Raw genomic sequence first — 24,958 nt, 5'->3', positions numbered from 1 at the left:
TCGTTAGCATCATGGCTGCTGCTGTCACATCCTCCACTGCCAAAGCTTCCACCCCTGCGGCCCTGGCGGCGATTCACGCGCGCATGAAAGCCGTGACTGGCGTGGCGCGACTTCCTCTGCGCAGTGGTCAGTGGAGTGGTACCGCGGGCAGCGTACTGGGGCAGGGAACCGGGAGCTCCATCGATTTCCAGGACCAGCGTCCTTACCTCCCAGGCGATGATCCGCGCCACATCAACTGGCAGGCTTATGCGCGCTCCGGGAACTACACGATGAAACTCTACCGGCAGGAGGTGACGCCGAGGGTGGATATTCTGTTTGATGCGAGCCCGTCCATGTTCCTCACGACTCAAAAGGCCACGCGCTCCTGGGAGCTGTTGTATTTCTGCCTCGAGAGTGCACTGCGTCTCGGCGCCTCCACACGGGTGCACATGCTGGATGATGAGTCGCGGGACACGCCAGTGGATCGGCTGCTCGCCTATGACTGGCCCCTGAAGGAAAAGCTGACGGGCGTGATGCTGCCTTCCTTGATCGATCGCACTCCGATGCGCACGGGCTCCTTGCGCATCCTGCTGAGCGATCTCCTCAGCGAGTCGCCACCGGATCGGGTGACGAATCAGCTCGTCACGGGGAAGGGGCGCGCCGTCATCCTGGTCCCCTTCTGTCAGGAGGAATCCCAGCCGGATTGGGAGGGGAACATCGAGTTTGAAGAATGTGAGTCCACACTGCGTGACAAGCGTCGCGTGGAGAAGGATACCATGACCCGCTATCACCGTGCGTATGCCACCCATTTCTCGCTGTGGCGCGAGCAGTGTGTGCGGCATGGCATGGGATTTGCCCGCGTGCCCGCAGAGGTGGAGATCCTCGCTGCCTTGAGGATGGAAGCCGTGGGATCGGGTTGCATTGATATGTAGAGGAACACTTTGCCTGATCATTCATGAAGAACCCCACCCTCACGCTGACCCTGGTCACCACTCTCGCGGTTTCGCTGGCTTCGTGCTCGAAGGAGGAAGCCCCAGCCACGTCGCAATCGAAGACTGCCCCGAAGTCTGAGAGCGCTTCCGCTGTGGCTGCTCCCGCACCGCCCCCCGTTCCTGTGACCGCAGAGGAACCTGCGAAAGAAGCGCCACCCAAGGCTGCACCACTAAAGGAGGAACTGGAGGTCGTCACTCCATCCACATCCGTGAGCCATACCGCGGTGGAAACGGAGAAGGCCAAACTTCAGGCAGAGCAAAACGCGCTGAAGGAACAGCAGGCGAAGGCTGCAGCCACGAATGACGAAGCGCAAAAGGCAGAGCTGGCCAATCGCATGAAGGAAGTGGAGCAGAAGATCAAATCACTGCCCCGTCCGGACCTGGGTGAAGGCTTCGAAGCTCGTGGCGTGAGTGAGGATGACGGCACCCGCGCAGCGCTGGACAAGCTGCTCAACAACGCCCCCAAGAACGCCCCTGCACCGGGCTCTTCTCCGCCTGCTCCGACTCCGGTGCCGGCCGCTCCCAAACCTGCGCCGGAGCCTGTTCCCTTTCCCGCAACCAACAGCTAGCACTGCCACCTCGTGCGTCTCCTCCTTGCCAATCCTGCCGGCCTCTGGGCCCTGCTCGCCGTCCCGGCGATTCTCGTGATCCATTTCCTTCAGGAGAAGTCACGAAGGGTCCGTGTAAGCACGCTCTTCCTGCTGGAGCGAGTGAAGCCGGAGAGTGTGGGAGGCATGCGCTTCGAGAGATTGCGCAATTCGGTGCCGCTGTGGCTGCAGTTGCTGGCGGCCCTGTTGCTTGCGTGGGTGCTGGTGGAGCCGCGCTGGATTCGCCAGGACTCGCGACAAACGGTGGCGGTGGTGCTGGACAGCTCGGTGTCGATGAGTGCGTTCAAGGATGAAACACGCGAGTTGCTGGCAGGGAAACTTCGCGATTGGTCCCGTACCGCTGCTCACACGGAGTGGCATTTGTTGGAGTCGGACGCGCGCAAACCGACGCTCTATGCCGGCGCGGAGATGGCCGGTGTCCTGCGTGGCTTTGACGAATGGAAGCCCTCCCAGGGCACACATCGCCCGGATGACGCCCTGCTCATTGCCCGTGGTCTGGTGAAGTCGAATGGCATTGTCATCTTCGTCACGGACCGCGAGATTGAAGTCTCCTCAGATGTTGCAGTGTTGTCCGCTGGCGACCCTCTGCAGAATACCGGATTCGCCGGAGCGGAGGTGAAGCTCGCGGACAGCAGTGCAGGCACGAATGGAGGCATGAAATGGAAGGCGCTCGTTCGCAACTATGGAGACAAGCCCGCGCGCCAGGAATGGTGGGTGGACTATCCCGACCTTTCCCCAGGCACAGGTGGAGCTCCCCAGAAGCGGACACTGGATATTCCGCCCGGACAGACCATCCATCTTGAGGGTGAGTTTCCTCCGGATGTCGAGCGTGCGGTGCTGTTGCTGGGTGGCGACAAGTTCGTGTGGGATGATCGCCTGCCGATTCAAAAGCCCCGCCCCCGGGTGGTGGAGGCTGAGGTGCGCCTGGGAGGTCAGGCCGGAGATCTCTGGCGCAAGATGCTGGGCGCGACGGAACAGGTTGTCTTGCGAGGGAGCGCTGCTGCCGCAGCCGCGGGATCCGATACCGGCAGCGCGCTGCGCCAGCCTCATCTGGTGGTGTCAGAATTGGGCACACCGCTGGAGACGGCGGGTATCCAGTTCCCGGTGGAGACGGGCGATGGCATGCAACTGGATGGTTCGTGGACCATCGCGGAAGATCATCCCCTGGTCCGGGACATGAACTGGATGGGCCTGCTCACGCCCCGGCCCGCAGAGCTTGCCGTAACCGAGACGGATGAGCCGCTCCTCTGGAAAGGTGAGCGCGTGCTCGCGATGGTGCGGCGCGGACGTACAGCCGAGAACCGGCCCACCCGCCGGTTGCTTCTCGCCTGGGACATCACGCAGTCGAATGCTCCGAGGCATCCGGCCATGCTGGTGATGATTCATCGTTTCCTCGAGGAGGTGCGCTTGGGAATGACAGAGCCGTGGTCGGGGAACTTTGAATCCGGACAGGATATCCCTGTCGCTGCGGATGAAGCGCCCGAAGCGCCACCACTGCAATTGCATCATGATGGAAAGGTGGTGCGTTATGACGGCCATCTGCCCGCCATGGTAGGATTCTTCCAGGTGCGGCAGGGCGAGCGTGCGCTGGTAAGTGGCTCAGCCCAGTTCGCGGATACTCGTGAGGCTGATTTTGCCGGTGCCAAGAAGGTCGATACCGTGGAGCAGCGCCGCTGGGAAGCGGCCATGAAGCAGACGGAGGCGGACCCTCTCACCGCACTGTGGGTCTTGTTGATTCTGGCCTGCCTGCTGGCGGCGTGGGCCTGGCGCCAGGGCGGTGCCAAGCCTCGCGCCAGCGCAGCCACTCCCGCTGTCCCGGCGACCGCGTGATATATCCGTTACTGGTACACCCCATCACACACACCCTCCCATAGAACTTCGTCCATGCGTCTGCTTCACCCTGAATGGCTGCTCCTGCTCCCGCTCTTTGCCGCGGCGGGATGGTACTGGCGTGGCCTGCGTCTGGAGAAGCCCCTGCGGATCCTGTGCCTGTTGCTGGTGACAGTGCTGCTCTGCCAGATCCAGGTGCGCCGGCATGGTGATGGGCTGGAACTCTGGGTGCTGGTTGATCGCTCGGATTCCGCAAAAGATCTCCTCAGTCCCAAGCTCGTGGAGTGGGAGGCAATTCTTGAGCGCTCCAAGAAGCCGGCGGATCGGCTGCACTTTGTGGATTTCGCTGATGAAGCCGTGACACGAGGCGCACAACTCCGTGCAGGCAGCACCGAGTTCGCCGGCAATACCCGCGCCACGCGCATCAATTCCGCCGCAGGCCACGCGCTGGCGCAGATGCGGCATGAGCGGGCCTCGCGCCTGCTGGTGCTGACAGATGGCTACAGCACTGAGCCGCTCGATGGTCTTTCTGATCGGCTTTCCAGCCAGAGCGTGCCGATGGATTTCCGCCTCGCGGCGCAAGAGGCCAAGAACGACTGGCGGATTGCCGCCTTCGTCCTGCCGCGCCGGGTGCAATTGCGTGAGGCCTTCCTTGCGGAGGTGGTGGTACTCGCGGATCAGGATGGTACGGTGCCGTTGGAGTTGTTCCGCAATGGCGCCAGTATCGGCAAACGTGAGGTGGAGGTCGTAAACGGTGTGGGACGACTTCGTTTCACGGACCGGTTGAGCGGAGCGGGTGCTTTCCGTTATCAGGCCACACTGCTGCCGCCCGAGGATGCCCTGGTTGGAAACAACACGGCAGCCCAGTGGGTGGAGGTGCAGGGCGGACCTCGTATCGTGCTGGCAACCGCCTACGAACAGGATCCGCTCGCGGACGTGCTGCGTTCCCAGGGCTTCGATGTGCAGGTGATCAATGCCCTGAATGAACTGCAGATAGGTTCGCTCACTGGGGCAAAGGTGGTGATCCTCAACAATGTCCCTGCGTACCGCATCGATTCGGAGTTTGTGCGCGCGCTCGATTTCTTTGTGCATCACCAGGGCGGTGGTCTGGCGATGATTGGGGGCAAGCACAGCTTCGCCGCGGGCGGTTGGTTTGGCTCGCCTCTGGAACCTTTGCTGCCGGTCAGCATGGAGCTGAAGCAAGAACACCGGAAGCTTGCCGTGGCGATGGCGATCGTCATGGACCGTTCCGGCAGCATGGCCATGACTGTGGCCGGCACGTCCATGCAGAAGATGGATCTCGCCAACGAGGGCGCAGCCCGCGGCATTGAATTGCTGGGGGACAATGACTTCGTCTCGGTCTTTGCGGTTGATAGCGAGGCGCATGAAATCGCTCCGCTGATGGCTGTGGGCCAGAATCGCGGCACGCTGCAGAACGTCGTGCGTCGTGTGGAGAGTACTGGGGGCGGGATCTATGTTTACCAGGGGCTCCTGGCTGCGTGGAAACAACTGCAGATGGCCAGCGTGGGGCAGCGTCATGTGATCCTTTTTGCCGATGCCGCGGATGCGGAAGAGCCGGGTGAATACATCAAGCTGCTGGAGGAGATGCAGAAGGCGAATACCACGGTAAGTGTCATCGGTCTGGGGACGGAAAAGGACACCGATGCCGACTTTCTCAAGGACGTGGCCAAGCGAGGCAATGGCCGCATCTTTTTCAACGCAAACCCCAATGAACTGCCTGCTCTCTTCGCTCAGGAGACGGTGGCGGTGGCGCGTTCCGCATTTGTCGAGGAACCCGTGGACATCAAGGGGACGCCTGGCTGGATGGAAATGGCCTCGGGCGCCATGGAGTGGATGCCGCAGGCGGATGGATACAACCTAAGTTACCTGCGGCCGGGAGCCACCCAGGCGGCGGTGACGTCGGATGAATATTCCGCTCCGCTGGTAGCCTTCTGGCAGCGCGGCGCGGGACGCGTGGCAGCCGTGAGCTGTCCGCTGGGTGGGGACCACTCCCAGAAGACGCGCGCGTGGAAAAACTATGGCAGCTTCTGCCAGAGCCTGGGGCGCTGGCTCATGGGGGAGCAGGTGCCGCCGGGGGTGGGACTTCGCGCAGGAATGGACGGCAGCCGACTCAAGGCTGACTTGTTCTTTGATGAGACATGGAATGATCGTGTGGCATTGCATGCTCCAGAGCTGGTGCTCGCAGAAGGAGCCAGCGGGGTGGCTCGCCCGGTGAATTGGGAACGCCTCGCGCCTGGTCATTTCCGTGCAACGCTCGAGGTCGTGGGTGAGCACTATGTACGCGGTGCGGTGAAGATTGGAGATTCCGCCTTCCCCTTCGGCCCGATCAATTCGGCGGTGAATCCGGAATGGAGCTTTGATCGCTCACGCCTCACGGAGTTGCGTGCGGTGAGTCAGCGCAGTGGTGGTGCGGAACGTGTGGACTTGAGTGACGTGTGGAATGCACCGCGGCCACCCGCGTGGCGGGACTTGCAGCGGTGGCTCCTCATCGCCCTTGTGGCCATGCTCGTGTTTGAGGCCTGGCAGACGCGGACGGGATGGAATCCGCTTGGGAAGAAGGAGGCGTAGCGTGGGGTTCGCACATTCCATGTGCGGTCAGCCAAGGTGACCTCGCTCTGACATGTTGATGTCCTCGAACGCATGCCAGCAGCACGACGCCGTTCTCTCACCCAAAAGGGAGAGGGTGGACGCTGGGTGACTTCACGCGATCCGCACAAGGGACTGTGCGGACCACCAGTTACCACCCTGCCGTCTTCGCCAGCTTCTCGCAGCCTTTCACATCCAGCTTGCCGCTGGGCAGCACGGGAATTTCCGGCACACGAACCATCTTCTTGGGAATCCACAAGGGAGCCATGCCGCGGTCGAGGAGCTTGTAGCGCAGGTCCAGAATCTCCTGCTGCACGCTGCCGCCGGGCAGGGTGGTGAGAAGCACGAGCGCTTCGCCCTTTTCCACATCAGGCACACCGACGACGGCGATGCGACGCATGGCTTCTGTTTCCAGACCAAGCGCCTTCACCAGTGCATCTTCCACGGTCTCGTGGGGCACCATTTCACCGCCCACCTTGGAGAAGCGGCTCAGGCGGCCTTCAATGTACAGGAAACCATCCTTGTCCATGCGGCCGATGTCACCCGTGCGGAACCAGCCATCCTTGATGACCTCCTCGGTCTTTTTCGGATTCTTGAGATAACCTTCGAACACGTTGGGTCCCTTGAACCATACCATGCCGCTTTCGTGGATGCTCACCGGCTCATCGCTCTCCGGGTCGGTGAGCTTCACCGCGAGACCAGGAATGAGCTGACCCACGGAACCGAAGCGGTAGCTTGGTATCATCAGTTCGTCTCCGGTGGTCTCAGGGTCGGGAAGATTGACGTTGCTGACTGGAGACGTCTCCGTGAGGCCGTAGCCTTCAAATACTCTTTTGCCGAAGCGGGCTTCGAAGGCTTCTGCGACGGCCTTCGGAAGTTTTTCCGCGCCCGTGACCACCAGTTTCAGAGAGGCGAAGAGTTCGGGATTCACGCCCTTGAGATAACCGCGCAGGAAGGTGGGCGTGGAGATGAAGAGCGTGATCTTGTGCTTCCCGATGAGTTCCGCGAGTTTCTTTGTCTCCAGCGGAGAGGGGTAGGTCACCAGGCCAATGCCCTGGATGATGGGATACCACAGCGTCACCGTACAGCCGAAGCTGTGAAAGAGAGGCAGGCAGCCGAGAATCTTGTCGTCATGCCTGAGCGCGAGACGCGAGCCAAACTGCATGACATTCGCCATGAGGTTGCGGTGCGTGAGGGCCACGCCCTTGGGATCACCACTGCTTCCGCTGGTGAAGAGGAGGAGCGCCTCTTTATTGCCGCCCTTCGTGGGGATTCCCAACATCGAAGCCAGCACGCTCGCGGGAAGGATCTTCGAAAGCAGGAACCAGGTCGTCATTGCGCCCTTCAAGGTGGGCAGCGTGCGCTCAATGAAGGTGAGCTGGCGGTTCGGCGGCCAGGGGAAGGTCTGTAGCTTCCGGACAAAGAGATCCGCCGTGAGGTAGTGGTCCAGATCCGCCTGCTTGATGGCGCTTTCCACAGCCGGACGACCTGCACTGAAATTGATGTTCACCGGCACCTTCCCGGCGAAGAGCACGGCGAGGTTCGCAATCATGGCTCCGGCTCCGGGAGGCAGGATCACCCCGACGCGGGGCTTCTGCGTCACCGCCTTCACGTGTTTGCTCAGCGCGATGGCCGCGGCGAGGAGCTTGTCGTAGGGCAGGGTGGAAGTTTCCTTCTCATCTTTGCCGTCCACGAGGGTGAGCGAGCCATGCTTCTTCAGGCCCTTCAGGAGGGCGTACGCCAGATTCATATCCAGCGTCGGGTTCTGCGAGAAAGCCTGCTCATTGAGCAGCATGAGGGACTCTTGATATTTGGCGACGGTGACCTCCGCATCACGGAGCACTGGACCGAAGGCGTACACCGCGTCCCCTTCCGCCTTGCGAGATTCGATGGCGAGCGCCACATCGTTGGTGTGCAGCACGTACAGCGGCAGCACCGGCACATGCGCTTCCATCAGGAACTCCAGGCGCGTGCCAGGCACGGAGGAAAGCGGTGCGGTCTGGGTGGCAGTCTGCTGGGGAACGTAGACCACCACGCTGCCCTTCTTCACTTCGTCCTGGATCTCTTTGCGCAGCGCGCTGGTATCCGTGGAGTTCGGCACGATCTCCAGTGCGTGCACACTTTCACCATGCAGATGGCTCTTCACCCGGGCATCGAGTGCAGCGCCTTGCACCGTGAGATACACGATGGCACGTCCATGAAATAGTTTCTCGAGCTGCAGCACGTCATGATACGCGAGCTGGCTCGGGATGAGCAGCACCCCTTCGGACGGCAGATTCTCCCTGCCGAGAATGGGACTGTCTTTCAGTTTGGGGACGGCATGTGTGGTGGACATCGGTGGCGGCGGGGGAGCCGCCATCCTAGCTACCTTTTACACGTTGACAAAGGAGACTTTAAGCGAATGCGCGGCCCTTGCCACACTTCGTCACAGTCCGGGCGGGCGATCGCCGACCGAGCGCACGGCGGGGCCTGCGGCGGCCGGCGAATTCGGGTCGTAAACCTGGCCACCAGTCACCCCGATGGTCCGCTGGTCCGCCTGCACCACAAGCTGTGGACGATTGGATTTGATCTCCTTGTGGTAACCCACCAGGTGCACTTTGCCCTGCGAGTCCATGGTCATGTGCGCATAGGTGTGCGGCACAGTCATGAAAAGGACGTGCAGGGTATTGCTCGAGTCGAGCGTCATCTGCGGATTGGCCACCATGATGCAGGGGCCCATGGCGTATGTGGCGAGGCGGATGTTCGTGTTCTGATCCACCAGGCGTGCGTAGAGGTAGGTGTGCTGCGTGTCGCGTACGAGAACCAGATCGTACCGGCGGATTTGTCCCGCGTTTGGCATGCCCATGGGTACGCCAAAGGTCTTGTCCCAAAATGCCTTCGAATCCACGAAGGTCGCGCGCATGCGGTTGGACTGGTAGGTCTGCTGGCTGCTCGGGTGATAAATGAGCGCGCACACTCCATAGTTTCCGTACTCGGTGAAAGGATGCGTATCCGTCACCAGCACTTTGCGACGGTAGGTGGCGCCGGCCTTGAAGACGAAAGTCTCATCCGCGCGTGAGCGCATCATCGGCACCTGGCTGCCATCGGGACCGTTCACTTCGAAGCTGAGCCATGACTGGCCATTGCGACCGCCCATCACCACGTCAGCACCGGAGCGATTGATGATGGTCACCGTGGCCTCCACCACCTCACCCACGAGGTAGTTTTGCTTGTTGAGGCGGAGCTGGGTTTCGAACTGGGCGCGTGCTGGCACTGCTGCAAAAACGGAGAGCAGCAGGAGCAGGCAAAGGGTGGAAAAGCGGGGGCTGGACATGATAACAGAAGAAAAGCGTACCTGAATCCGAGCGCCGTGGCAATGGGCACCTGAAAAACGAGGGCGGGGGGGTCAGCGGGAGGACTCGGCGGCGGTGGCTGTGGCCGGGGGTGGGGTGTCACTAACCGTACGGAAGCCGCGGGCAATGGTGGCGTTTTCCGGGGAATCGGCAAAGGTACGGATGGTGAGCACATTGGCAGGCCGGTTCAGGGCAAAGTGCCCACCGCGTACCACTGGCACGGGGAGGTCAGGGTAGTCCGGATGGTTCGCGTGCGTGGCCGTCCATTCCTCCACGTTGCCCGCAAGACCGATGGCGCCGTCTTCGCTCACGTCGTCAGGCATCTTGTCCTCGGGCGCCCAGAAGTTGAAGCCATCGACCGTCCCGCCCTTTCCTTTGGGTTCGTAGTCCGCGCCGAGGTTTGCAGCCTTCGGCTTGTCGTCGTTGCCCCAGGGATGAACGCGTCCTTCACGACCGCGTGCGGCGCGCTCCCATTCTTCCTCCGTGGGCAGCCGGTGGCCGCGCCACTTCGCATAGGCCCAGGCATCCCACCAGTCGATGTTCGCGATGGGACAGTTGATGTTGACCGGCTGGTTGTTGAAGTAGCCCGCCGTGCGTGCGGCGTCCAAGTAGTCGCTCCACTTGTCAGGCAGGTGATCCTTTTTCGCAGCCGGCTGATCGGCGTGATCGTAAGCTTTGGCCTTCGCGGGATCCTTGGCCAGCGCGTCGAGGAACTCCTCGTATTGGCCGATGGTCACTTCATACTTGTCGATCCAGAAGGCGTTGTTCACCCGCTTCTCCGTCTCCTGCTGGTAGGTGAATTCACCTGCGGGAATGGCCACCATTTCTACCTGCAGTGGCTTCGGTGGGGGTGGTGGCACACTGCGGTTGCGCAGGACGATGCCGGTTACCAGACCCACCACCACCACGGCGGAGAGGCCAAGCACCCAGACAGGCACGCTCAACCGCTCGTGCGCGGCCTTGATGTCGTGAGCCTCCTTGGTGTCTGCGCGCTTCAGCAGGCTGCGCTCGTGAAATTCCTCCTGCAGTTCCTTCGCACGGCTCGAGAGATTTTCCCAGGTGTGGGATTCCCGCACGAGGTCATCAATGAGATGCCGGGCACGAGGGCCGTCCGCCAGGAGCCGCAGCATGATGAGGAACTTCTTTGTGTCCGCCTGGAAATCCCGTGGCTTGTCTCCGGGAGGACGGAAGACGTTCACGATACTGGCCTGGCCCTCGTCATCCACGAAGACATCGCGGGGGCTCAGCATACGGTAGTGGTGGCCACGCCCGGTGGCGTGCCCCATGGCTTCCGCGACATTGGCGATGATGTCGACCAGTTGCTTTTCCTTGAACTTGGTGCCTGCCTCCTGAAGCTCTTCGACGGAGCGTCCATTGGGCATTTCGCGGGTGTAGAAATGGCGGCCGCCCACTTCCAGCGCCTCGTAGAGAGGTGCGATGCGTGGGTGTGCGATGGAGGCCTTCACGCGTTCGCGCTCATGGAAGGCATCCAGCGCACCGGGTTGGTTCACCCTATCGGGACGCAGCAGCACCAGCACGACCTCGCGGTTCACCCCGCGCTGGATGGCCAGGTAGGTCTCCGCGTCACGTTCCGCATAGAGGTGCTCGGTGACCGTGTAGTTTCCGAGGTCGGTTTTCGGTGCCAGACTGTGGGGCTGGTTCTCCTCGTCGTCTTCCACGAGTACCGCCTTTGCCACGCCATCATCAGGAACGGCAACAGCCACTGCCACAGGAGCCGACATGACTGCCTTCGGTACAGCGGTTGCGGGCTTGGCGGCACCAGATTCGCGGAGGCCGAGCACTTCACTGAAAAGTTGGGACTCGTTCACGGGCTCCACCATGAGGGGGCAGCCTTCGAAGTACTGCTCGTAGCCGGTCAGTTCGTACCGGCTTGTGAAAATCGTGCGTACCTGCGGGAACTTCTGCTTCACCGCATCACGAAGATCGAATCCGGTGTAGCCGCCCTCCTTGAGGTAGCCCTCGCTGACCAGCACATCGAGCCGCTTGAGTGTCTGAGCTACAATCACACCGGTCTCGGCGTCTTCCGCTTCCAGCACGGTGACACCACGGCTGGTGAGCGTAGCGACGCGGCGGGTGCGTACCTCCGCATCCGGATCCACAAACAGCACCACTATTGAGCCAGGAGTTTCGTTCACTTGGGGAAGAGGGAATTGTCCAGGCCACCGGGCGAGTTGCGCCGGGCCGTTTCCCGCAGTGACTCAGGCTGTACCTGTTCACCCACCAGTCTGTCCTGGTAGAACAGTTTCACTATATAACCGTGAAATTTGCGCCTGCCGAGATCGCGGATTTGCTCGGCGGTGGGAGGAGGGAGGTCGTAGACCACGTCCACGAGTTCCTCGCGTGTTTCGTCCTGCCAGTTTACGGGGTCGGATACCCAGCTTTCTTTCGGAGGTGCGGCCCGCACCTGCTCGATGCGCTCGCCGTTATTGACGGACTCAAAGAGCAAGACATGGATGGCCATTTCTCCGGGATTGATGGTGGCACCGGGAGTCGAGATGACAGGGACGCGCACGGTGATGCGCTCGCCTTTCTGCACGGTGGGATCCTGGACCACGGTGCAGTTGCCAAGGCGTACCGGGCTGGCAGGAGTGCCGGGAGGCGGCGCCGATTCGGCGGCGGCATCCAGCTTGGACTTCGCCAGCAGGTAGTAGCCGCCTGCCTCAGCCTCACCCAAAGCAGCGATCTGCTTCCACGATGCCTGCGCTTTGGTGCCAAGGCCCATGGCTTCGTAGGTCAGGGCCATTTCGCCCAGGATTTCGGGATGGTTTGGTTCCCGCAGATCCGCCGTACGCAGTTCGTCGAGCGCGGCGCGCATGTCCTGCAGCTTGCGTGCGTGGCGTGCAGCGGTGACCGATTCTCTTGCCTGCGGGTTCTTCAGCTCCTTGCCGGGAGGCAGTGCCGGAAGCCGGGAGGGCGCCAAGGAGGGCTCACCAATCGGTGCAATCGTGGAGGGCGTCATGGCAACACCCGTCAGCGCAGGCAGGGTGTTCGTCATCGGGGGCGGCGGCTGGCTCGCAAGCGCCGCAGCTGTAGGCGCCGGCGGGCGCTCCAACGGCATGATGGGAATCGTGGGATTCACGGGTGCGCTCAGATCCGAGGGCAGGATGGGCGGTGCGAGCACCATCGAGTCTGGCGGCAGGGGAGTGGATGGCGGAAGTGTGACGGGTGCAGGGGCAGGTATGGGCGAGACGGCCGGTGCCGGCATGCCGGAAGTGGCGGTCAAGGGGGCGCCGTTTGCTTGAGCAGAGGGCTGTCCCACGCCATGCCAGAACGCCCATGCCACACCGGCCACCGTGGAGGCCGCGAGCACGCACAGCACCCCCTGGGCAAGGTAGTGAGCCTTGTCCGAATCCGGGTGCAGGATGGCGGAAGTTTGGGGCATGAAAAAATTTGGAACCCGAATGCTAGGGGTTTGAACCCAGCGTGTCAATCACACGCAGGACTTTCACCAAGTCATGCTGATTTTTTGCACGTTTCCGTCGAGATTATGGATTCGTGCGGAGGAAAAAGAATGATTACAGGCGTTGCCTGACGACCTCGAAAAGGCAGACGCCGGTGGCTACGCTCACATTCAGGCAGGGCACTTTGCCGCTCATGGGAATTTGCGCGAGAAAGTCGCAACGTTCTCCGGTGAGACGGCGCATGCCTTCACCCTCTGCACCCATCACGATGCCGACGGGACCTTTGAGATCCATTTCATAGAGGGACTTGCCGGCCTCATCGGCCGTGCCAATCAGCCAGACGCCAAGCTCCTTCAGCTTGTCCATGGCCCGAGCCAGATTGGTGACGCGTGCGATGGGTACGTTCTCCGCGCCGCCGCAAGCAATCCGCCGCACGGTATCGGTCACGGGCGAACTCTTGTCCTTGGGCACCACCACCACGGATACCCCGGCAGCATCAGCGGTGCGCAGGCAGGCTCCGAAGTTGTGCGGGTCCTGCACGCAGTCGAGGATCAGCACCAGGGGATTCGGACTCGCTTCGATAAGTTGGCCCAGGTCGCCCTCGTCATAGAAATGGATGTCGCCAACAGCAGCGGTGTGCTTGTTGGCCCGGGCTTCGTGGCGTTCGTTGCGGCGCATGGGGAGGGAACAGGATAGGTCCGATGTGTGGGACCAAGAGTCAAGCCGTGTCTACTCTTCCAATGCCCGCCCAATGAGCTCGGAGCCGTAAACCGGTTTGGGAACTTCACGTGGTTCGCACAGGACGCGCACCATGCGGTCGAAGACTTCCTTGCCATTCACGATCTCAATCTCCACGCGGAGGAAGTAGATGGGTACCACCAGATCCTTGATTTCAGGGAAACGGACGAAGTCCTTTTCCGTGGTGACAATCATCTCCACGTCGCGCCGCTCGCAGCGGTCGAAGAACTGCTTGATCTCACGGAGCGTGAACCGGTGATGATCGGCGAAGCGGTGGAAGACTTCCACCTTCGCCCCCAGCTTGCGCAAGCCGTTCTCAAAGCTCTCGGGTACGGCAATGCCGCTGACGGCGCCGATGTGCGTGCCGTAAAGACGCTCCAGCGGAATGCGTTCACGCGTGGAGATGTTCTCAAGGTGCATGGGGCGGTGCCGGCACTCGATGATCTCCGCGACGCGGTTGTACTTGCGCAGTTCCTTGATGATTGCGGTGTTGTCCGAGCCATCGCACTTGGTGAGGAAGATGTAGCTCGCGCGCTTGAGATGGCGCGGCGGCTCCCGCAGTGTGCCGCGGGGGAGGAGATAACCGTTTCCCCAGGCGGCGGTACGATCCACCAGCACCATGTCGAGCCGGTGTTTGAGACGGAGATATTGCAGGCCGTCATCCAGCAACAGGATGTCGGCTCCAAACTTTTCGATGGCATGCAGTCCGGCCTTCACGCGATCCTTGTCCACCACCACGGGCACGCCGGGGAGGTTGCTGGCCAGCATGAAGGGCTCATCACCGGCGGTGTGGCTGTCCAGCAGCACACGCTCGCCGTCGCTCACGACACGAGGAGGATTCTGCGGAAGCTTTTCGCCACGGATGCGGGCGAGCCATTTCGTCCAGATGCGCACGCGCTTCTGTCGCTTGCTCTTGTAGCCACGGCTGAGGATGGCGGGCTTGCGACCGCGCTTTTGCAGAGCGCGTGCGAGGAGCTCTGCCACGGGTGTCTTGCCCGTGCCGCCCACCGTGAGATTGCCAATGCTGATGACGGGAATGCCGAGATGGTGATCGTGAATGTAGCGGTCCCGGTAGAGCTTCAAACGAAGGCGTACCAATCCGGCATAGACGTACGACAGCCCGTGAACAAGCACGCGTGCGAGGCTCTCCTTCCAACCGCGACGGTTGTGGAGGATCACCTCGATGCCCCACTGCTCCAGTTCTTCGAGGCGATCCTTCATGACGGCTAGGCGGTGTCTTGAAGAGGCTTCGCGCCAGTGTTGTCGGCAGTCACCACAATAGTGCGGCCGGTGGCGCCAGTCTTCGCCAGTTCCTGCTGCATCGCGCTGGCGATGGCTGCTGGATCGCCGGAGGTGGTCAGGCACGCGACCGCTGAGCCGGAGCCGCTGAGATACCCGCCGATGGCCCCGGCATCGACACCGGCATCGACGATTTCAAACAGGCCCGGTACCAAGTGGCGGCGGTAGGGCTGGTGCAGGAAATCTTCCAAGGCCGCGCCCATGCGCTCATATTCACCGGTCGCGAAAGCCGAGACCAAAGTGCAGGCGTGTGAAGTGTTCCGGGCGGCGTCGGAGTGAGGCACGCTCTCCGGAAGGGCAGTGCGGGCGTGGGCGGTCTGGACTTCGTACTCCGGGATGAGGATCACGGCCTTCAGCCGGTCGTCCACGGGAAAGCGGAAACGCTGCTCCTTGCTGGCCACGGCGAAGCCCCCGAAGAGGGCGGGAGCGACATTATCCGGATGACCCTCCGCTTCGGAGCAGAGGGCGTAGAGTCGCTCTCTGTCCAGTGGGCGGCCGCACAGTTCGTTCAGCCCCATCATGATACCCAAGCGGACGGTCACGCTGCTACCGAGTCCACGGGATTGTGGGACATCCCCCTTGATGCTCCATGAAAATGGGAAGGGGGCCTCCTCCACGTCTGGCTGCTGGAAAAAGAGCGCGGAAATGGCCTCCACCATGGGGTGGTGCGGCTCGATGTGAGGCCGGTCACCCTCTAAAATCGTGACCGTGGTGTGGTTGTAGAGGGACAGGGCCAAGCCAAGGCAGTCATAGCCGGGGCCGAGATTGGCGGAAGTGGCTGGAACGGAAATGGTGACGGATTGGGGCACCCCAATAGCATGGCGAAGGTGACCCTTCGGGCAAATGGCGAATGTACGAAAGTGGGCCGGTCGCGGCAGCAATTCTTGAATCCCCGGTCGACAAGCGCCCTGCGCCGTTCATTGGTCACGGCTCCCCACATCATCCCTTCCTGACTCCCTACCATGGCCCGCTCTGACAACCGCGCTCCCGACCAACTCCGCGAAATCCGCTTCCAGCCCGACATTGCTCCCCATGCCACGGGCTCGGTGCTCGTGTCTTTTGGCAAGACGCAGGTGATCTGCGCCGCGACCATTCAGGACGAAGTGCCCCGCTGGATGAAGGTGCAGGGCGTGCCCGGCGGCTGGCTTACGGCGGAGTACTCCATGCTGCCGTACTCCACGCTGGATCGGAAGGACCGCGACATCAGCAAGGGCAAGCTGGACGGACGCAGCCAGGAAATCCAGCGCCTCATCGGCCGCAGCCTGCGTGCGGCGGTGGATCTGGAGAAACTCGGGCCGCGCACGCTGTGGATCGACTGCGACGTGCTCCAGGCCGATGGCGGGACGCGTACCGCGAGCATCACCGGCGCCTGTGTCGCCGCTTCGATGGCCTTCAACCGCCTCCTGCAAAAGGGCGTGCTCACCCAGCAACCCCTCAAGAAAAAGGTGGCCGCAATCAGCGTGGGCATCTTCCGCAATCAGGCACTGCTCGACCTCTGCTATGAAGAAGATCGCGACGCCGAAGTGGACTGCAATCTGGTGATGACCGAGGACGGCCAGTTCGTGGAGATCCAGGGCAGCGGCGAGGAATCCACCTTCAGCGAAGCCCAGCTCAACGCGATGCTGGGTCTTGGAAAGAAGGGCATCATGGAGATCTGCAAGCTGCAGGAGGAGGCGATTCGTGCCGTGGAGCCGAAGAGCCCTGCGCCACCCGCGTCCGGAGCCATGTCCAGCCTGGCTGATGCTTTCAAGAAGCTGTGATTTCTGAGGAGGAAGGCTGGTTCTTTCGGACCCTAGCTTCCCGTTGACCGCTCCATCCCACCCGGCTAAGTGACCCGTCCCATGTCCGACCGCCAGCATACGCTTGCCAAACCCGCCTCCATTGAGGGCACTTCTCTGCATACCGGTGAGAAGGTCACTCTGACCATCCAGCCGGCACCGGAGAACTTTGGCTTCAAGTTCCGTCGCATGGACATCGAGGACAAGCCGCTCATCGACGCCAGCATCGAGAAGGTGCAGAAGGTCGAGCGTGCCACCACGATTGCCGATGGCGGTGTGAACGTGCACACCGTGGAGCACGTGCTGAGTGCGCTCACCGGCATGGGCGTGGACAACGCCATCATCGAGATGGACGCCCAGGAGCCGCCGATTGTGGATGGCAGCTCGCTCCCCTTCGTACAACTCATCAAGCAGGCGGGGATTGTCGCGCAGGAGGAACGCCGCCGCGTGTTTGAGGTGCGCGAGCCCATTCACATCGAGTCCCGCGATGGCTCGCTACTCACGGTGGTGCCGGACAAGAAGTTCCGCATCTCCTGCACGAATGTGGGACCGCAAGGGCGCGCCACCCAGTTCTTCTCCACGGAGATCACTCCGGAAATCTACGAGAAGGAGGTAGCCCCCGCGCGCACCTTCACCTTCTACGAGGACATCGCCCATCTCATGGAGAAGGGGCTCATCAAGGGTGGCACGCTGGAGAGCGCCATTGTCATTCGCGGAGAGACCGCGTGGACAAAGCACCCGCTGCGCTTCGCGGAAGAGTTCGTGAGGCACAAGATTCTGGACATCGTGGGCGACCTCACGCTCCTGGGCCGTCGCATCCTCGGCCACGTGATTGCGGTGCGTCCCGGTCACGGCCCGAATGCGGAACTCACCCGTGCGCTGCACAAGTCCTACAGCGAGATGCGCGCCATGGTGCCGGTGCCGCTCAGCCTTCCCTCTGGCGAAGCCGTGTTGGACATCAATGAAGTGATGCGCATCCTGCCGCATCGCTATCCCTTCCTGCTCGTGGATCGCATCGTGGGCTTCGAAGGCGAAAACAAGTGCACGGGCGTGAAGAACGTCACCATCAATGAGCCTTTCTTCCAGGGCCACTTTCCCGGCCATCCCGTGATGCCGGGCGTGCTGCAGCTCGAAGCCATGGCACAGGTTGCCTCCATCCTGCTGCTTCGCACCCCGGGGAACCAGGGCAAGATTGGCTACTTCATGAGCGCCGATAATGTGAAGTGGCGCCGCCCGGTCATGCCTGGCGATACCCTGCTCATTGAAGCGGAACTGCTCAAGGTGAAACGCTCCATCGGCCAGGCCCGCGGACGCTGCATTGTGAATGGACAGGTCGTCAGCGAAGCAGACCTGATGTTCAGCCTCTTGGATCGTTAGGAAGGCCGCATGCCCACACAGATTCACCCTACCGCCATTGTGGATCCCGGCGCGCAGATCGGCGCGGAGGTGATCATTGGTCCCTACTGCGTCATCGGTGACAAGGTGGTCATCGGCGATGGCACGTGGCTGCAAAACCACGTGACCGTGATGGGTCCCTCCACGATTGGGAAGGGGAATAAATTCTACTCGTACGCCAGCATCGGCCAGCAGACGCAGGACCTGAAGTATGCCGGTGAGCCGACCTGTCTTGAGGTCGGGGATGACAACGTCTTTCGTGAGTTCTGCACCGTGAATCGTGGCACCCTGCCCGGGACAAAGACCATCGTCGGCAGCCACAATCATTTCCTCGCCTACAGTCACATCGCGCATGACTGCATCGTGGGGAGCCATGTCATCTTCTCCAACAACGGCACGCTCGCCGGACATGTGACAGTGGAGGATCATGTGATTCTCGGAGGACTCACGGCGGTGCATCAGTTCTGCCGCATTGGGAAGCACTCCATCACCGGTGGCTGCTCGAAGATTGTGCAGGACATTGTTCCCTTCACGATCGTGGATGGCAATCCGGCGCGCGCGCGTGGTGTGAATATTGTGGGCCTGCAGCGCAACGGGTACGGTGAAGAGCAAATTCGCGCGGTGCGTGATGCGTACAAGGTGCTCTACCGCAAGGGACTCAATCAAACGCAGGCGCTGGAGAAGCTGCGCGAAGGTACGATGACGGCGGAAGTGGAGCATCTCATCAGCTTCATCAGCGGGAGTCAGCGTGGCATTGTGAGTGCGGGGAAGAGCAAGGGGGAGTAGGCATTCGTCCTTCCGCGGCGGAGTCACACCCCAAACGTGGGTGTGGTGGTGTGCATTGAACACACTACAGCCCAACTCACATCCCGTGGACGAGGATCGCAACCACAGCTGTTTCAGCGCTACAACTCCACCACCTCAAGCTCGTTCGCCTCTGCGAGTGACTTGGGCGTGATCATTTCGCGCTCAAGCGGAACATTGCCGCCCTCAATTTCCTTGATCACCGCCGTCCACGGTTTCCAATCCAGATCACCGAGTTTCATCAAGACGCCAAGACCCTTTCCTGTCGCGTCTCGATACGCCTTATAGATCAACTCGCTGCAGTAGATGGCCTCGTCATCCATCTTGTAGTGAATGTCGTAGGGCCTGCCTGCGTACACCTTCGCAGCTTTCACGAACGCAGGAATCTGCTTTTGATGCGCGCTCTTCAACCGGCGCACCCAGAACTTTGCCTCCCGCCCCTGCATGGTCCACAGCGGCAGCGGGGTCTCGCGCACAGGACCAATGGCTTCGATGACCACCCAGATACCCTGGGCATTTTTGTGCACGATGCCGCAATGCGAGAACGGCGACTTCGTGCAGCCCTCAATGGCGTCGACAATGGGCATGTGGGGCAGGGACTGGAAAAGGATGTCGCCCTCCTGCGGCTGGTAGTAGCTGGTCTTGGGCGCAGCGGCCTTCTTCCCGCCTGCATCGCAGAACGTTGTCGTAGCGACCAGCAGGGCGAAGAAAAACACGGTGATGCGCATGGCGCCCAGCATTTCAAAACTCTGGAAAAATGTCCCGTATTATTCCAGGAACATTTCCCAATCCGGCACGCCGTGCGTATTCCGGATGTAGTAGGTGGCGGGCATCTCCCGGGGGGTCACAGGCTTGCGCTGAAGCCTCAGGCCCACTTCGTCTGGAGTGTGGTTGGCCTTTTTGCTGTTGATGCGCTTGTCTGCCAGCACGCAATTGTCCCACGTGGTTTTGCCACCTCGGGAGCGGGGGATGATGTGGTCGATGTTGCCTTCGTCGCGGGAGAGTTTCTTCCCGGTGTACTGGCACACGCCGCCATCGCGTTCCCAGATTCCCTTGCCGCTGAGCTTGGGACGTCGTTTTGGGACCTTGTCGTACTTGGCCAGGACCAGCACGGTGGGCACACGCACGGGGCCGTGGACCGTCTTCACGGCGTTGTCACTGTCCCGTACGGGAAGATCCAGCCATTCGCCCCATTTGGTGGGAGCCATGTTCTCGCCGCTGGCGATGTCGAGTGCCGTGGCAGTGCCAGCGGCCATCATGCAAAACGCATCAGCCGGGGTCTTAACGTCGATGGCCTGCCAGTTCCGGTTCAACACCAGCACCGTCGCCTTATGAAGGACGTCGCTCATGACAGGACGGAACTGGTGCGCGAGAGTCGCTACAGAGTCAAGTTTTTGATGGAACGCGTTGAAGGACTTCACTTGCCAGCGGCCTGAACCGGGCTAGAACGGGCGGCTCACCCTTTTTCGCTCCCTCCGTCCATGGCCATCCCCGTCATCGTCAACCCTGCGGCGAACAGCACCAAGGCCGGGGCTCAGATTGAGCGCATTCGGACCCTGCAGCCTGCTCCTGAGCTCCATATGACCGGCGGAGTGGGTGGTGCGGCAGAGGTGGCTGCCCGACTGGCCCGGGATGGGCATAAGCTGGTGATCGCAGCGGGCGGGGACGGCACAGTGAATGAGGTGGTGAACGCTCTCGCCAGGCATAATCGGGAACTGGCGGACCCGGCAGAGCACGTCGCTCTCGGCATCCTCCCGGTGGGGACCATGAATGTCTTTTCCCATGAGCTCGGCCTCCCTGGGCGCAATCTGGAGGCCGGATGGGACCTCATCAATCGGGGCCGGCTGGGTGAAATCGATCTTTGGGAGGCGAATGGGCAGTACTTCATCCAGCTTGCCGGGGTCGGCCTGGATGCGGAGATCGTGCAGCAGACTCCGTGGGAGATGAAGAAGCGCTTCGGCCCGCTCAGCTACGTGATGACCGCCGCCCGGGTGCTTACGCAGGAAGCGCCACAGCTTGCCATCGAGCTCCCTGGCCGGCCTCCGCTCTACGGCTCGGTGGTGCTGATTGGAAACGGCAAGCACTACGGCGGACCGGTGCCCGTGTTCCGCGATGCGAATAACACGGACGGTCTCCTGGATGTCCTCATCTTTCATCGTCGGGGTGCGCTGGAAGTGCTCCAGTTCCTGCAAGGTCTGGCTTTCAAAGGCTACAGCGAGGCGGACGATTTGGATTATCTCCAGGTGCCCGCATTCCGCGTCTCCTGTCAGGATGGCAAGGTGCCCTTCGAGCTGGATGGCGAGCTTGGTGATTTTACTCCGGTGGAGTTCAAAGCGGCTCCGTTCCGGATGAAGGTGGTGATGGGGTAGGGTTCACCCTCCCACTTCCGCCGACTTTAAAAAAAGCGGCAGCGAAGGATTCAAATTCGATGGGCGCCATGCGATGCCATGCTCGATCTTCGGTGCATGATCGAGGGGACGGAACGTCACACCGGCGACGCCGAGCTTCCGCATTGACTCGGGCACGAGGGCGACCCCGAGTTCCTCTGCTACCAGGCTCACAATCGTCTGCTGCAACTGGGTTTCCAGCCGGATGGTGGGACTGGAGCCGCCTGAGCGAAACCAATCCAGAATGGCGCCGCGCAAGGAGGGGGAGACATCTTCGGGAGTGGCAATGAGTGCCTCGCCCTGCAAATGCGTGGGATTGATTCGAGAACGGCCCGCGAGGCGATGCCCCGAAGGCAGGGCAAGACACAACCGCTCGTGATGGAGCGCTTGAAATGCGAGGCCTTTGATCTGTCCTGGAGGGAACATGATCCCCGCATCAATGTGCCCGCTGAAAATGTCATCCGGCAGCGTGCTCGGGATGATTTCCCGCAAGTGGAGCTTCACCTGCGGATGGGTCGAGATGAAGCGGCGCGTGAGCCGCGGCAGAATCGTGAAGGCGGCGTGCATCATGAAGCCGATCTTCAACTCGCCGAGTTCACCCATCTCGGCGAGCCGCGCGTTCTGGCATGCCTGGTCGAACGAAACCAGGGTCGCCTTCGCATCTTCCAGGAAACGCTGCCCGGCGTGGGTGAGTTTTGTGTGGCGCGTGTCACGTTCCAGCAATCGCACACCGAGTGATTTCTCTAGTGCAGCAATCTGCCGGCTGAGTGGTGGCTGCGTGAGGTGAAGTCGCTCCGCAGCTCTGCCGAAGTGCAGGGTCTCTGCCAGGGCGACGAAATAGCGCATCTGCCGGATATCAGCCATGATACGGAAAAGGTATGAATCAGCACCTAAAGTAGCATTGGAAGGAATGAGTGAGAACCCCGATTCTTTCGGTCCTTCCGATTTCCTTCCTGAGAAGCGATGCTTTCCACCCTCCTGATCGTTCTGCCTGTGTTTGCGCTTATCCTCACGGGATGGGTGGTGCGCAGGACTGGTGTGATGGGCCCGCATGCGGCGGGAGAGTTGAACCGTTTCGTGGTGTACCTCGCGCTGCCGGCCCTGCTGTTTGATATCATTGCCCGGGCCCAGCTCTCGGAGATCTGGCAGCCGGGCCTCATCAGTGCCTTTGGCTTGAGCTGCGTGTTGGTCTTTGCGGTGACCCTGGCGATTCGCTGGCGTGGTCCCAGGCACCTCGCGGATGCGGCCATCGATGCCTTGGGCAGCAGCTATGCGAATACAGGCTACATGGGCTTTCCGCTGGCTCTCGCGGCCTTTGGCTCCAGTGCCATGACGCCCACGCTGATCGCTTCAATCATCACCGTATGCGTCATCTTTGCCGCGGCGATTGTGTTGGTCGAGGTCGGGCTGCAGACCGAGAGACGGACCAGCCAGCTCATTTGGAAGGTGGGCGTCTCGCTGGCGAAGAATCCCCTGCTGGTGGCACCTCTCCTGGGAGCCTTCTTCCCTCTCACCGGCACATCGTTGCCCGACACGGGGGCAAGCTTCCTGAAGTTGCTCGGTGGAGCGGCTTCGCCTTGTGCGCTGGTGAGTCTGGGATTGTTCCTGGCGGAAAAGCGCGAGAGCACGACCAGTGATCTCGGAGCGGTAAACCTGCTGATGGGCATGAAGCTGGTGCTGCATCCGCTCGCTGCGTGGATGCTGGGCAAGCATGTGTTCCACCTGCCACCGTCGCTTTTGCATCCTGCCGTGCTCCTCGCTGCGCTGCCTACAGGGACCGGACCATTCATGCTCGCCGAGTACTACCGCCGCGAGGCAAGTGTGACGGCGAAGGCGATCATTGGTTCGACCTTGTTGTCGATTTTGACCATCACGGTGTATCTGAGGTTTGGGACGTGAGCGCGGCGAAAATGCGCAGATTCAATGTCGGATGAGCGAGCCCTCACGATCGGCTGCGAGGGCGGCGCGATAGTTTGTTTCGCACACCGGGCAGTATGGAAGTTTCTGCGGTTGATCAAACCACTCGTCTGCTTGGAATCTGTAGCTGTTCCCAATGCAGTGGGGATTTTCCAACGTCGCTCGCACGACGGCCTCGATGTGTGAAATATCTACCCGAGTGCCGAAGACATCCACGATCTCCAGCGGAGTGCCATGGAGAGGGCAGCAATAGTTGGTGGGGCCATAAACCTGGTGCACTGCCCACACGAATCGATCAGCGGGGGGAGCGGTCTTCAAATACTCAGCCAGGGTCAGGCGTAGCGGCTTGATGAAGTGGACCGAGCGCTCCACCTCGGCATAACCGCATGCGCGGTGGGCGGTGATGCTGTCCTGATTGTCGATCAGGGTGTCGCTCGCAATCTCTCTATAGCCCGCATCACGAGCCCAGACTTCCCCGGCTGTCAGCAAGGCTTTGCCAATCCCTTTCTTCCGATGATGGGGGTGCACAAACCAACCCTCCACATAAGCGACGGGTGACGTCGTTGAGCCTTCCACCCAATCGCGTCGCACGGAAAGCTCGATGAAGCCACAGATGACATTATGGGGATCCCTGGCGAGCAGGGCCTGCCCTCGTTCTTTGGGATCTTCGGCAAAATACTGCGCAATCTCGTTCGCGGAATCTGCGTCAGGCCAGAGCTGGGTACGCAGCGCTTGCCAGCCCGATGCATCTTCGGGAATTGCAGGGCAAATGGTGGCGCGCATGAGGGGGAAAATGTCTTTAGAGCCCATGTTCATCCAGGTGGAGGCCGCAGTGTGTGCAGTGGCGGATTTTGTGATGCCTGCCTTTGCGGGATTGAATCGCCAATCCGCATTGCCGGCAGTGGGCATGGCGGGTACTTCCAGCTCGTTGAAGCGCGCGGCTGCCACATTCAGGGCAGAACTGATTGGGAGGGTGATGGGGTTGATTCCCGCAACCCGGACAATTCGGCAATTTCCCGAGGTATATCAGTGTCACGATCACCAAAAAACCAAACGCAAAGCCGGTGAAACCTTCCAGCCAGAAGAGTCCGAGAACAGCATTCAATACAACGCAAGCGACGGACACCAGGCCAACAGCCCAGCCAATGCGAATTCGTGTTCGATATCGCTCCAGCAGCGGCTTGAACGTTTCTGCGAATGCGGCCTTCTCTCCCACCGAGAAATCAGAGACGACCCGCTCCGGAGCCGGTGGCGGCCCCGGCACATAGAGCCGGAACGATTTCATCTTCTTCATCTCAACACCATCCAACTCAACTTGGTCAACGAAAGGTGTTTGGCTCAACGAAAATTCTGCCTTGTGAGAAAGTAGGCAGCCATCAGCAAGAGTAGCAGGCGAAGGATATTCCACATCAGCCGCTTTTTCTTGTGAAAGGCGGCTGATGCTGCCTGCCTCTGGTTTTGTTCCTCCTGGGAGACGACGCGACCGTCTTCCTCGTAGTACACATCATCAAGCGTTCGATAGTATTCCCCCTCATCGCCACGCACGCGTGCGCCAAATTTCGGGGCGATCTCGATCATGTAGCCGATGAGCTTCTCCGGAGGATTCTTGGTCCAGATTTCGCCATGGGACCAGCCCAGCCAGGCGTACTCTTCCGCAGCACCACTCCAATGCGCCGCATGCACGGAGCGGGTGAACTGGCTGGCGAGGTCATCGCCCTGGGGCTTTTCAAACTCAAGCTCGGGTGTGCTTGCGACATGTTGCAACCAGTCCTCCAGCGGAATATCCGAGTCGACGCCGTTCTTTTCCCGGGTGATGTAAACATGGTATCCCATACCTGAAACGTCCTGCCTGGGGGGTGCGTCTGTCGCC

Annotated in this window: 22 protein-coding genes; 9 read left to right on the top strand and 13 right to left on the bottom strand. The window is 61.1% G+C overall.

Going from position 1 to position 24,958, the window contains the following annotated elements; genetic code table 11:
• Positions 1-11: 11 nt before the first annotated feature.
• The 4 genes from DES53_RS26650 to DES53_RS26635 are packed head-to-tail and all read left to right on the top strand — an operon-like array spanning position 12 to position 5,998.
• Complete coding sequence (locus DES53_RS26650; protein ID WP_113961383.1) at positions 12-911, top strand: DUF58 domain-containing protein; 900 nt, start codon at positions 12-14, stop codon at positions 909-911.
• Positions 912-934: 23 nt separating this feature from the next.
• The gene (locus DES53_RS33905; RefSeq protein WP_170157435.1) at positions 935-1,540 is read left to right on the top strand and encodes a hypothetical protein; all 606 of its coding nucleotides are present in this window, start codon (positions 935-937) and stop codon (positions 1,538-1,540) included.
• Positions 1,541-1,552: 12 nt separating this feature from the next.
• On the top strand, positions 1,553-3,409 hold the full coding sequence (locus DES53_RS26640) for a BatA domain-containing protein (RefSeq protein WP_113961382.1): 1,857 nt from the start codon (positions 1,553-1,555) through the stop codon (positions 3,407-3,409).
• Between the two features lie 54 nt (positions 3,410-3,463).
• A complete protein-coding gene (locus tag DES53_RS26635; RefSeq protein WP_113961381.1) occupies positions 3,464-5,998 on the top strand; it encodes a vWA domain-containing protein in 2,535 nt (844 codons plus the stop codon).
• A gap of 169 nt (positions 5,999-6,167) precedes the next feature.
• Here DES53_RS26635 and DES53_RS26630 read toward each other — a convergent pair whose 3' ends face one another.
• The 7 genes from DES53_RS26630 to thrB all read right to left on the bottom strand — a co-directional run bounded on the left by DES53_RS26630 (position 6,168) and on the right by thrB (position 15,616).
• The gene (locus DES53_RS26630) at positions 6,168-8,351 is read right to left on the bottom strand and encodes an AMP-binding protein (protein ID WP_113961380.1); all 2,184 of its coding nucleotides are present in this window, start codon (positions 8,349-8,351) and stop codon (positions 6,168-6,170) included.
• 90 nt (positions 8,352-8,441) lie between these two features.
• Complete coding sequence (locus tag DES53_RS26625; protein ID WP_113961379.1) at positions 8,442-9,329, bottom strand: hypothetical protein; 888 nt, start codon at positions 9,327-9,329, stop codon at positions 8,442-8,444.
• Positions 9,330-9,401: 72 nt separating this feature from the next.
• Complete coding sequence (locus tag DES53_RS26620; protein WP_147263635.1) at positions 9,402-11,504, bottom strand: SUMF1/EgtB/PvdO family nonheme iron enzyme; 2,103 nt, start codon at positions 11,502-11,504, stop codon at positions 9,402-9,404.
• The gene (locus DES53_RS26615) at positions 11,501-12,751 is read right to left on the bottom strand and encodes a hypothetical protein (protein WP_113961377.1); all 1,251 of its coding nucleotides are present in this window, start codon (positions 12,749-12,751) and stop codon (positions 11,501-11,503) included. Before DES53_RS26615 ends, DES53_RS26620 begins: the two co-directional genes overlap by 4 nt.
• Positions 12,752-12,884: 133 nt before the next feature.
• On the bottom strand, positions 12,885-13,448 hold the full coding sequence (gene rlmB, locus DES53_RS26610) for a 23S rRNA (guanosine(2251)-2'-O)-methyltransferase RlmB (RefSeq protein WP_113961376.1): 564 nt from the start codon (positions 13,446-13,448) through the stop codon (positions 12,885-12,887).
• 51 nt (positions 13,449-13,499) lie between these two features.
• A complete protein-coding gene (lpxK, locus tag DES53_RS26605; RefSeq protein WP_113961375.1) occupies positions 13,500-14,729 on the bottom strand; it encodes a tetraacyldisaccharide 4'-kinase in 1,230 nt (409 codons plus the stop codon).
• 5 nt (positions 14,730-14,734) lie between these two features.
• A complete protein-coding gene (thrB, locus tag DES53_RS26600) occupies positions 14,735-15,616 on the bottom strand; it encodes a homoserine kinase (RefSeq protein ID WP_170157434.1) in 882 nt (293 codons plus the stop codon).
• Between the two features lie 153 nt (positions 15,617-15,769).
• Here thrB and rph point away from each other — a divergent pair, with 153 nt between their 5' ends.
• The 3 genes from rph to lpxA all read left to right on the top strand — a co-directional run bounded on the left by rph (position 15,770) and on the right by lpxA (position 18,766).
• A complete protein-coding gene (gene rph, locus DES53_RS26595; protein WP_113961373.1) occupies positions 15,770-16,567 on the top strand; it encodes a ribonuclease PH in 798 nt (265 codons plus the stop codon).
• Positions 16,568-16,648: 81 nt separating this feature from the next.
• On the top strand, positions 16,649-17,962 hold the full coding sequence (locus DES53_RS26590; RefSeq protein ID WP_113961372.1) for a bifunctional UDP-3-O-[3-hydroxymyristoyl] N-acetylglucosamine deacetylase/3-hydroxyacyl-ACP dehydratase: 1,314 nt from the start codon (positions 16,649-16,651) through the stop codon (positions 17,960-17,962).
• A 9-nt stretch (positions 17,963-17,971) separates the two neighbouring features.
• Positions 17,972-18,766: an acyl-ACP--UDP-N-acetylglucosamine O-acyltransferase gene (lpxA, locus tag DES53_RS26585; RefSeq protein ID WP_113961371.1), complete on the top strand. Its 795-nt coding sequence runs from the start codon at positions 17,972-17,974 to the stop codon at positions 18,764-18,766.
• Between the two features lie 119 nt (positions 18,767-18,885).
• On the opposite strand, the gene DES53_RS26580 is transcribed toward lpxA, so the two are convergent.
• On the bottom strand, positions 18,886-19,512 hold the full coding sequence (locus tag DES53_RS26580) for a YiiX/YebB-like N1pC/P60 family cysteine hydrolase (RefSeq protein WP_170157433.1): 627 nt from the start codon (positions 19,510-19,512) through the stop codon (positions 18,886-18,888).
• Positions 19,513-19,551: 39 nt separating this feature from the next.
• Complete coding sequence (locus DES53_RS26575) at positions 19,552-20,133, bottom strand: HNH endonuclease (protein WP_113961369.1); 582 nt, start codon at positions 20,131-20,133, stop codon at positions 19,552-19,554.
• A 132-nt stretch (positions 20,134-20,265) separates the two neighbouring features.
• Here DES53_RS26575 and DES53_RS26570 point away from each other — a divergent pair, with 132 nt between their 5' ends.
• A complete protein-coding gene (locus DES53_RS26570) occupies positions 20,266-21,153 on the top strand; it encodes a diacylglycerol/lipid kinase family protein (protein WP_113961368.1) in 888 nt (295 codons plus the stop codon).
• A 3-nt stretch (positions 21,154-21,156) separates the two neighbouring features.
• Here the strand turns inward: DES53_RS26570 and DES53_RS26565 are convergent, their stop codons facing one another.
• Positions 21,157-22,035 carry a LysR family transcriptional regulator gene (locus DES53_RS26565; protein WP_113961367.1) on the bottom strand — a complete coding sequence of 293 codons (879 nt, stop codon included), beginning with the start codon at positions 22,033-22,035 and terminating at the stop codon, positions 21,157-21,159.
• 99 nt (positions 22,036-22,134) lie between these two features.
• On the opposite strand from DES53_RS26565, the gene DES53_RS26560 reads away from it, so the two are divergent.
• Positions 22,135-23,070, top strand: coding sequence for an AEC family transporter (locus DES53_RS26560; RefSeq protein ID WP_113961366.1), 936 nt, complete (start codon positions 22,135-22,137; stop codon positions 23,068-23,070).
• 21 nt (positions 23,071-23,091) lie between these two features.
• Here the strand turns inward: DES53_RS26560 and aac(6') are convergent, their stop codons facing one another.
• The 3 genes from aac(6') to DES53_RS26550 are packed head-to-tail and all read right to left on the bottom strand — an operon-like array spanning position 23,092 to position 24,921.
• On the bottom strand, positions 23,092-23,871 hold the full coding sequence (gene aac(6'), locus DES53_RS26555) for an aminoglycoside 6'-N-acetyltransferase (RefSeq protein ID WP_113961490.1): 780 nt from the start codon (positions 23,869-23,871) through the stop codon (positions 23,092-23,094).
• Between the two features lie 16 nt (positions 23,872-23,887).
• Entirely contained in the window at positions 23,888-24,382 is a 495-nt protein-coding gene (locus DES53_RS32610) for a hypothetical protein (protein ID WP_147263634.1), read from the bottom strand.
• Positions 24,383-24,426: 44 nt separating this feature from the next.
• Entirely contained in the window at positions 24,427-24,921 is a 495-nt protein-coding gene (locus DES53_RS26550) for a hypothetical protein (protein WP_113961365.1), read from the bottom strand.
• Positions 24,922-24,958: the final 37 nt, after the last annotated feature.

Origin of the sequence: Roseimicrobium gellanilyticum (genome assembly GCF_003315205.1) — a bacterium.
Lineage (GTDB): Bacteria > Verrucomicrobiota > Verrucomicrobiia > Verrucomicrobiales > Verrucomicrobiaceae > Roseimicrobium > Roseimicrobium gellanilyticum.
Note: the sequence above shows the minus strand (reverse complement) of the source record. Positions and strands in the feature narration are given on the sequence as shown.

Bases quoted from the DNA above. Each gene is read 5' to 3' on its own strand.
- lpxK (WP_113961375.1), bottom strand. From the start codon at position 14,729: ATGAAGGATCGCCTCGAAGAACTGGAGCAGTGGGGCATCGAGGTGATC.
- DES53_RS26650 (WP_113961383.1), top strand. From the start codon at position 12: ATGGCTGCTGCTGTCACATCCTCCACTGCCAAAGCTTCCACCCCTGCG.
- DES53_RS26615 (WP_113961377.1), bottom strand. From the start codon at position 12,751: ATGCCCCAAACTTCCGCCATCCTGCACCCGGATTCGGACAAGGCTCAC.
- rph (WP_113961373.1), top strand. From the start codon at position 15,770: ATGGCCCGCTCTGACAACCGCGCTCCCGACCAACTCCGCGAAATCCGC.
- DES53_RS26590 (WP_113961372.1), top strand. From the start codon at position 16,649: ATGTCCGACCGCCAGCATACGCTTGCCAAACCCGCCTCCATTGAGGGC.
- DES53_RS26635 (WP_113961381.1), top strand. From the start codon at position 3,464: ATGCGTCTGCTTCACCCTGAATGGCTGCTCCTGCTCCCGCTCTTTGCC.
- DES53_RS32610 (WP_147263634.1), bottom strand. From the start codon at position 24,382: ATGAAGAAGATGAAATCGTTCCGGCTCTATGTGCCGGGGCCGCCACCG.
- DES53_RS26580 (WP_170157433.1), bottom strand. From the start codon at position 19,512: ATGCGCATCACCGTGTTTTTCTTCGCCCTGCTGGTCGCTACGACAACG.
- DES53_RS26575 (WP_113961369.1), bottom strand. From the start codon at position 20,133: ATGAGCGACGTCCTTCATAAGGCGACGGTGCTGGTGTTGAACCGGAAC.
- DES53_RS26565 (WP_113961367.1), bottom strand. From the start codon at position 22,035: ATGGCTGATATCCGGCAGATGCGCTATTTCGTCGCCCTGGCAGAGACC.
- rlmB (WP_113961376.1), bottom strand. From the start codon at position 13,448: ATGCGCCGCAACGAACGCCACGAAGCCCGGGCCAACAAGCACACCGCT.
- DES53_RS26570 (WP_113961368.1), top strand. From the start codon at position 20,266: ATGGCCATCCCCGTCATCGTCAACCCTGCGGCGAACAGCACCAAGGCC.
- DES53_RS26560 (WP_113961366.1), top strand. From the start codon at position 22,135: ATGCTTTCCACCCTCCTGATCGTTCTGCCTGTGTTTGCGCTTATCCTC.
- DES53_RS26630 (WP_113961380.1), bottom strand. From the start codon at position 8,351: ATGTCCACCACACATGCCGTCCCCAAACTGAAAGACAGTCCCATTCTC.
- DES53_RS33905 (WP_170157435.1), top strand. From the start codon at position 935: ATGAAGAACCCCACCCTCACGCTGACCCTGGTCACCACTCTCGCGGTT.
- lpxA (WP_113961371.1), top strand. From the start codon at position 17,972: ATGCCCACACAGATTCACCCTACCGCCATTGTGGATCCCGGCGCGCAG.
- DES53_RS26550 (WP_113961365.1), bottom strand. From the start codon at position 24,921: ATGGGATACCATGTTTACATCACCCGGGAAAAGAACGGCGTCGACTCG.
- DES53_RS26625 (WP_113961379.1), bottom strand. From the start codon at position 9,329: ATGTCCAGCCCCCGCTTTTCCACCCTTTGCCTGCTCCTGCTGCTCTCC.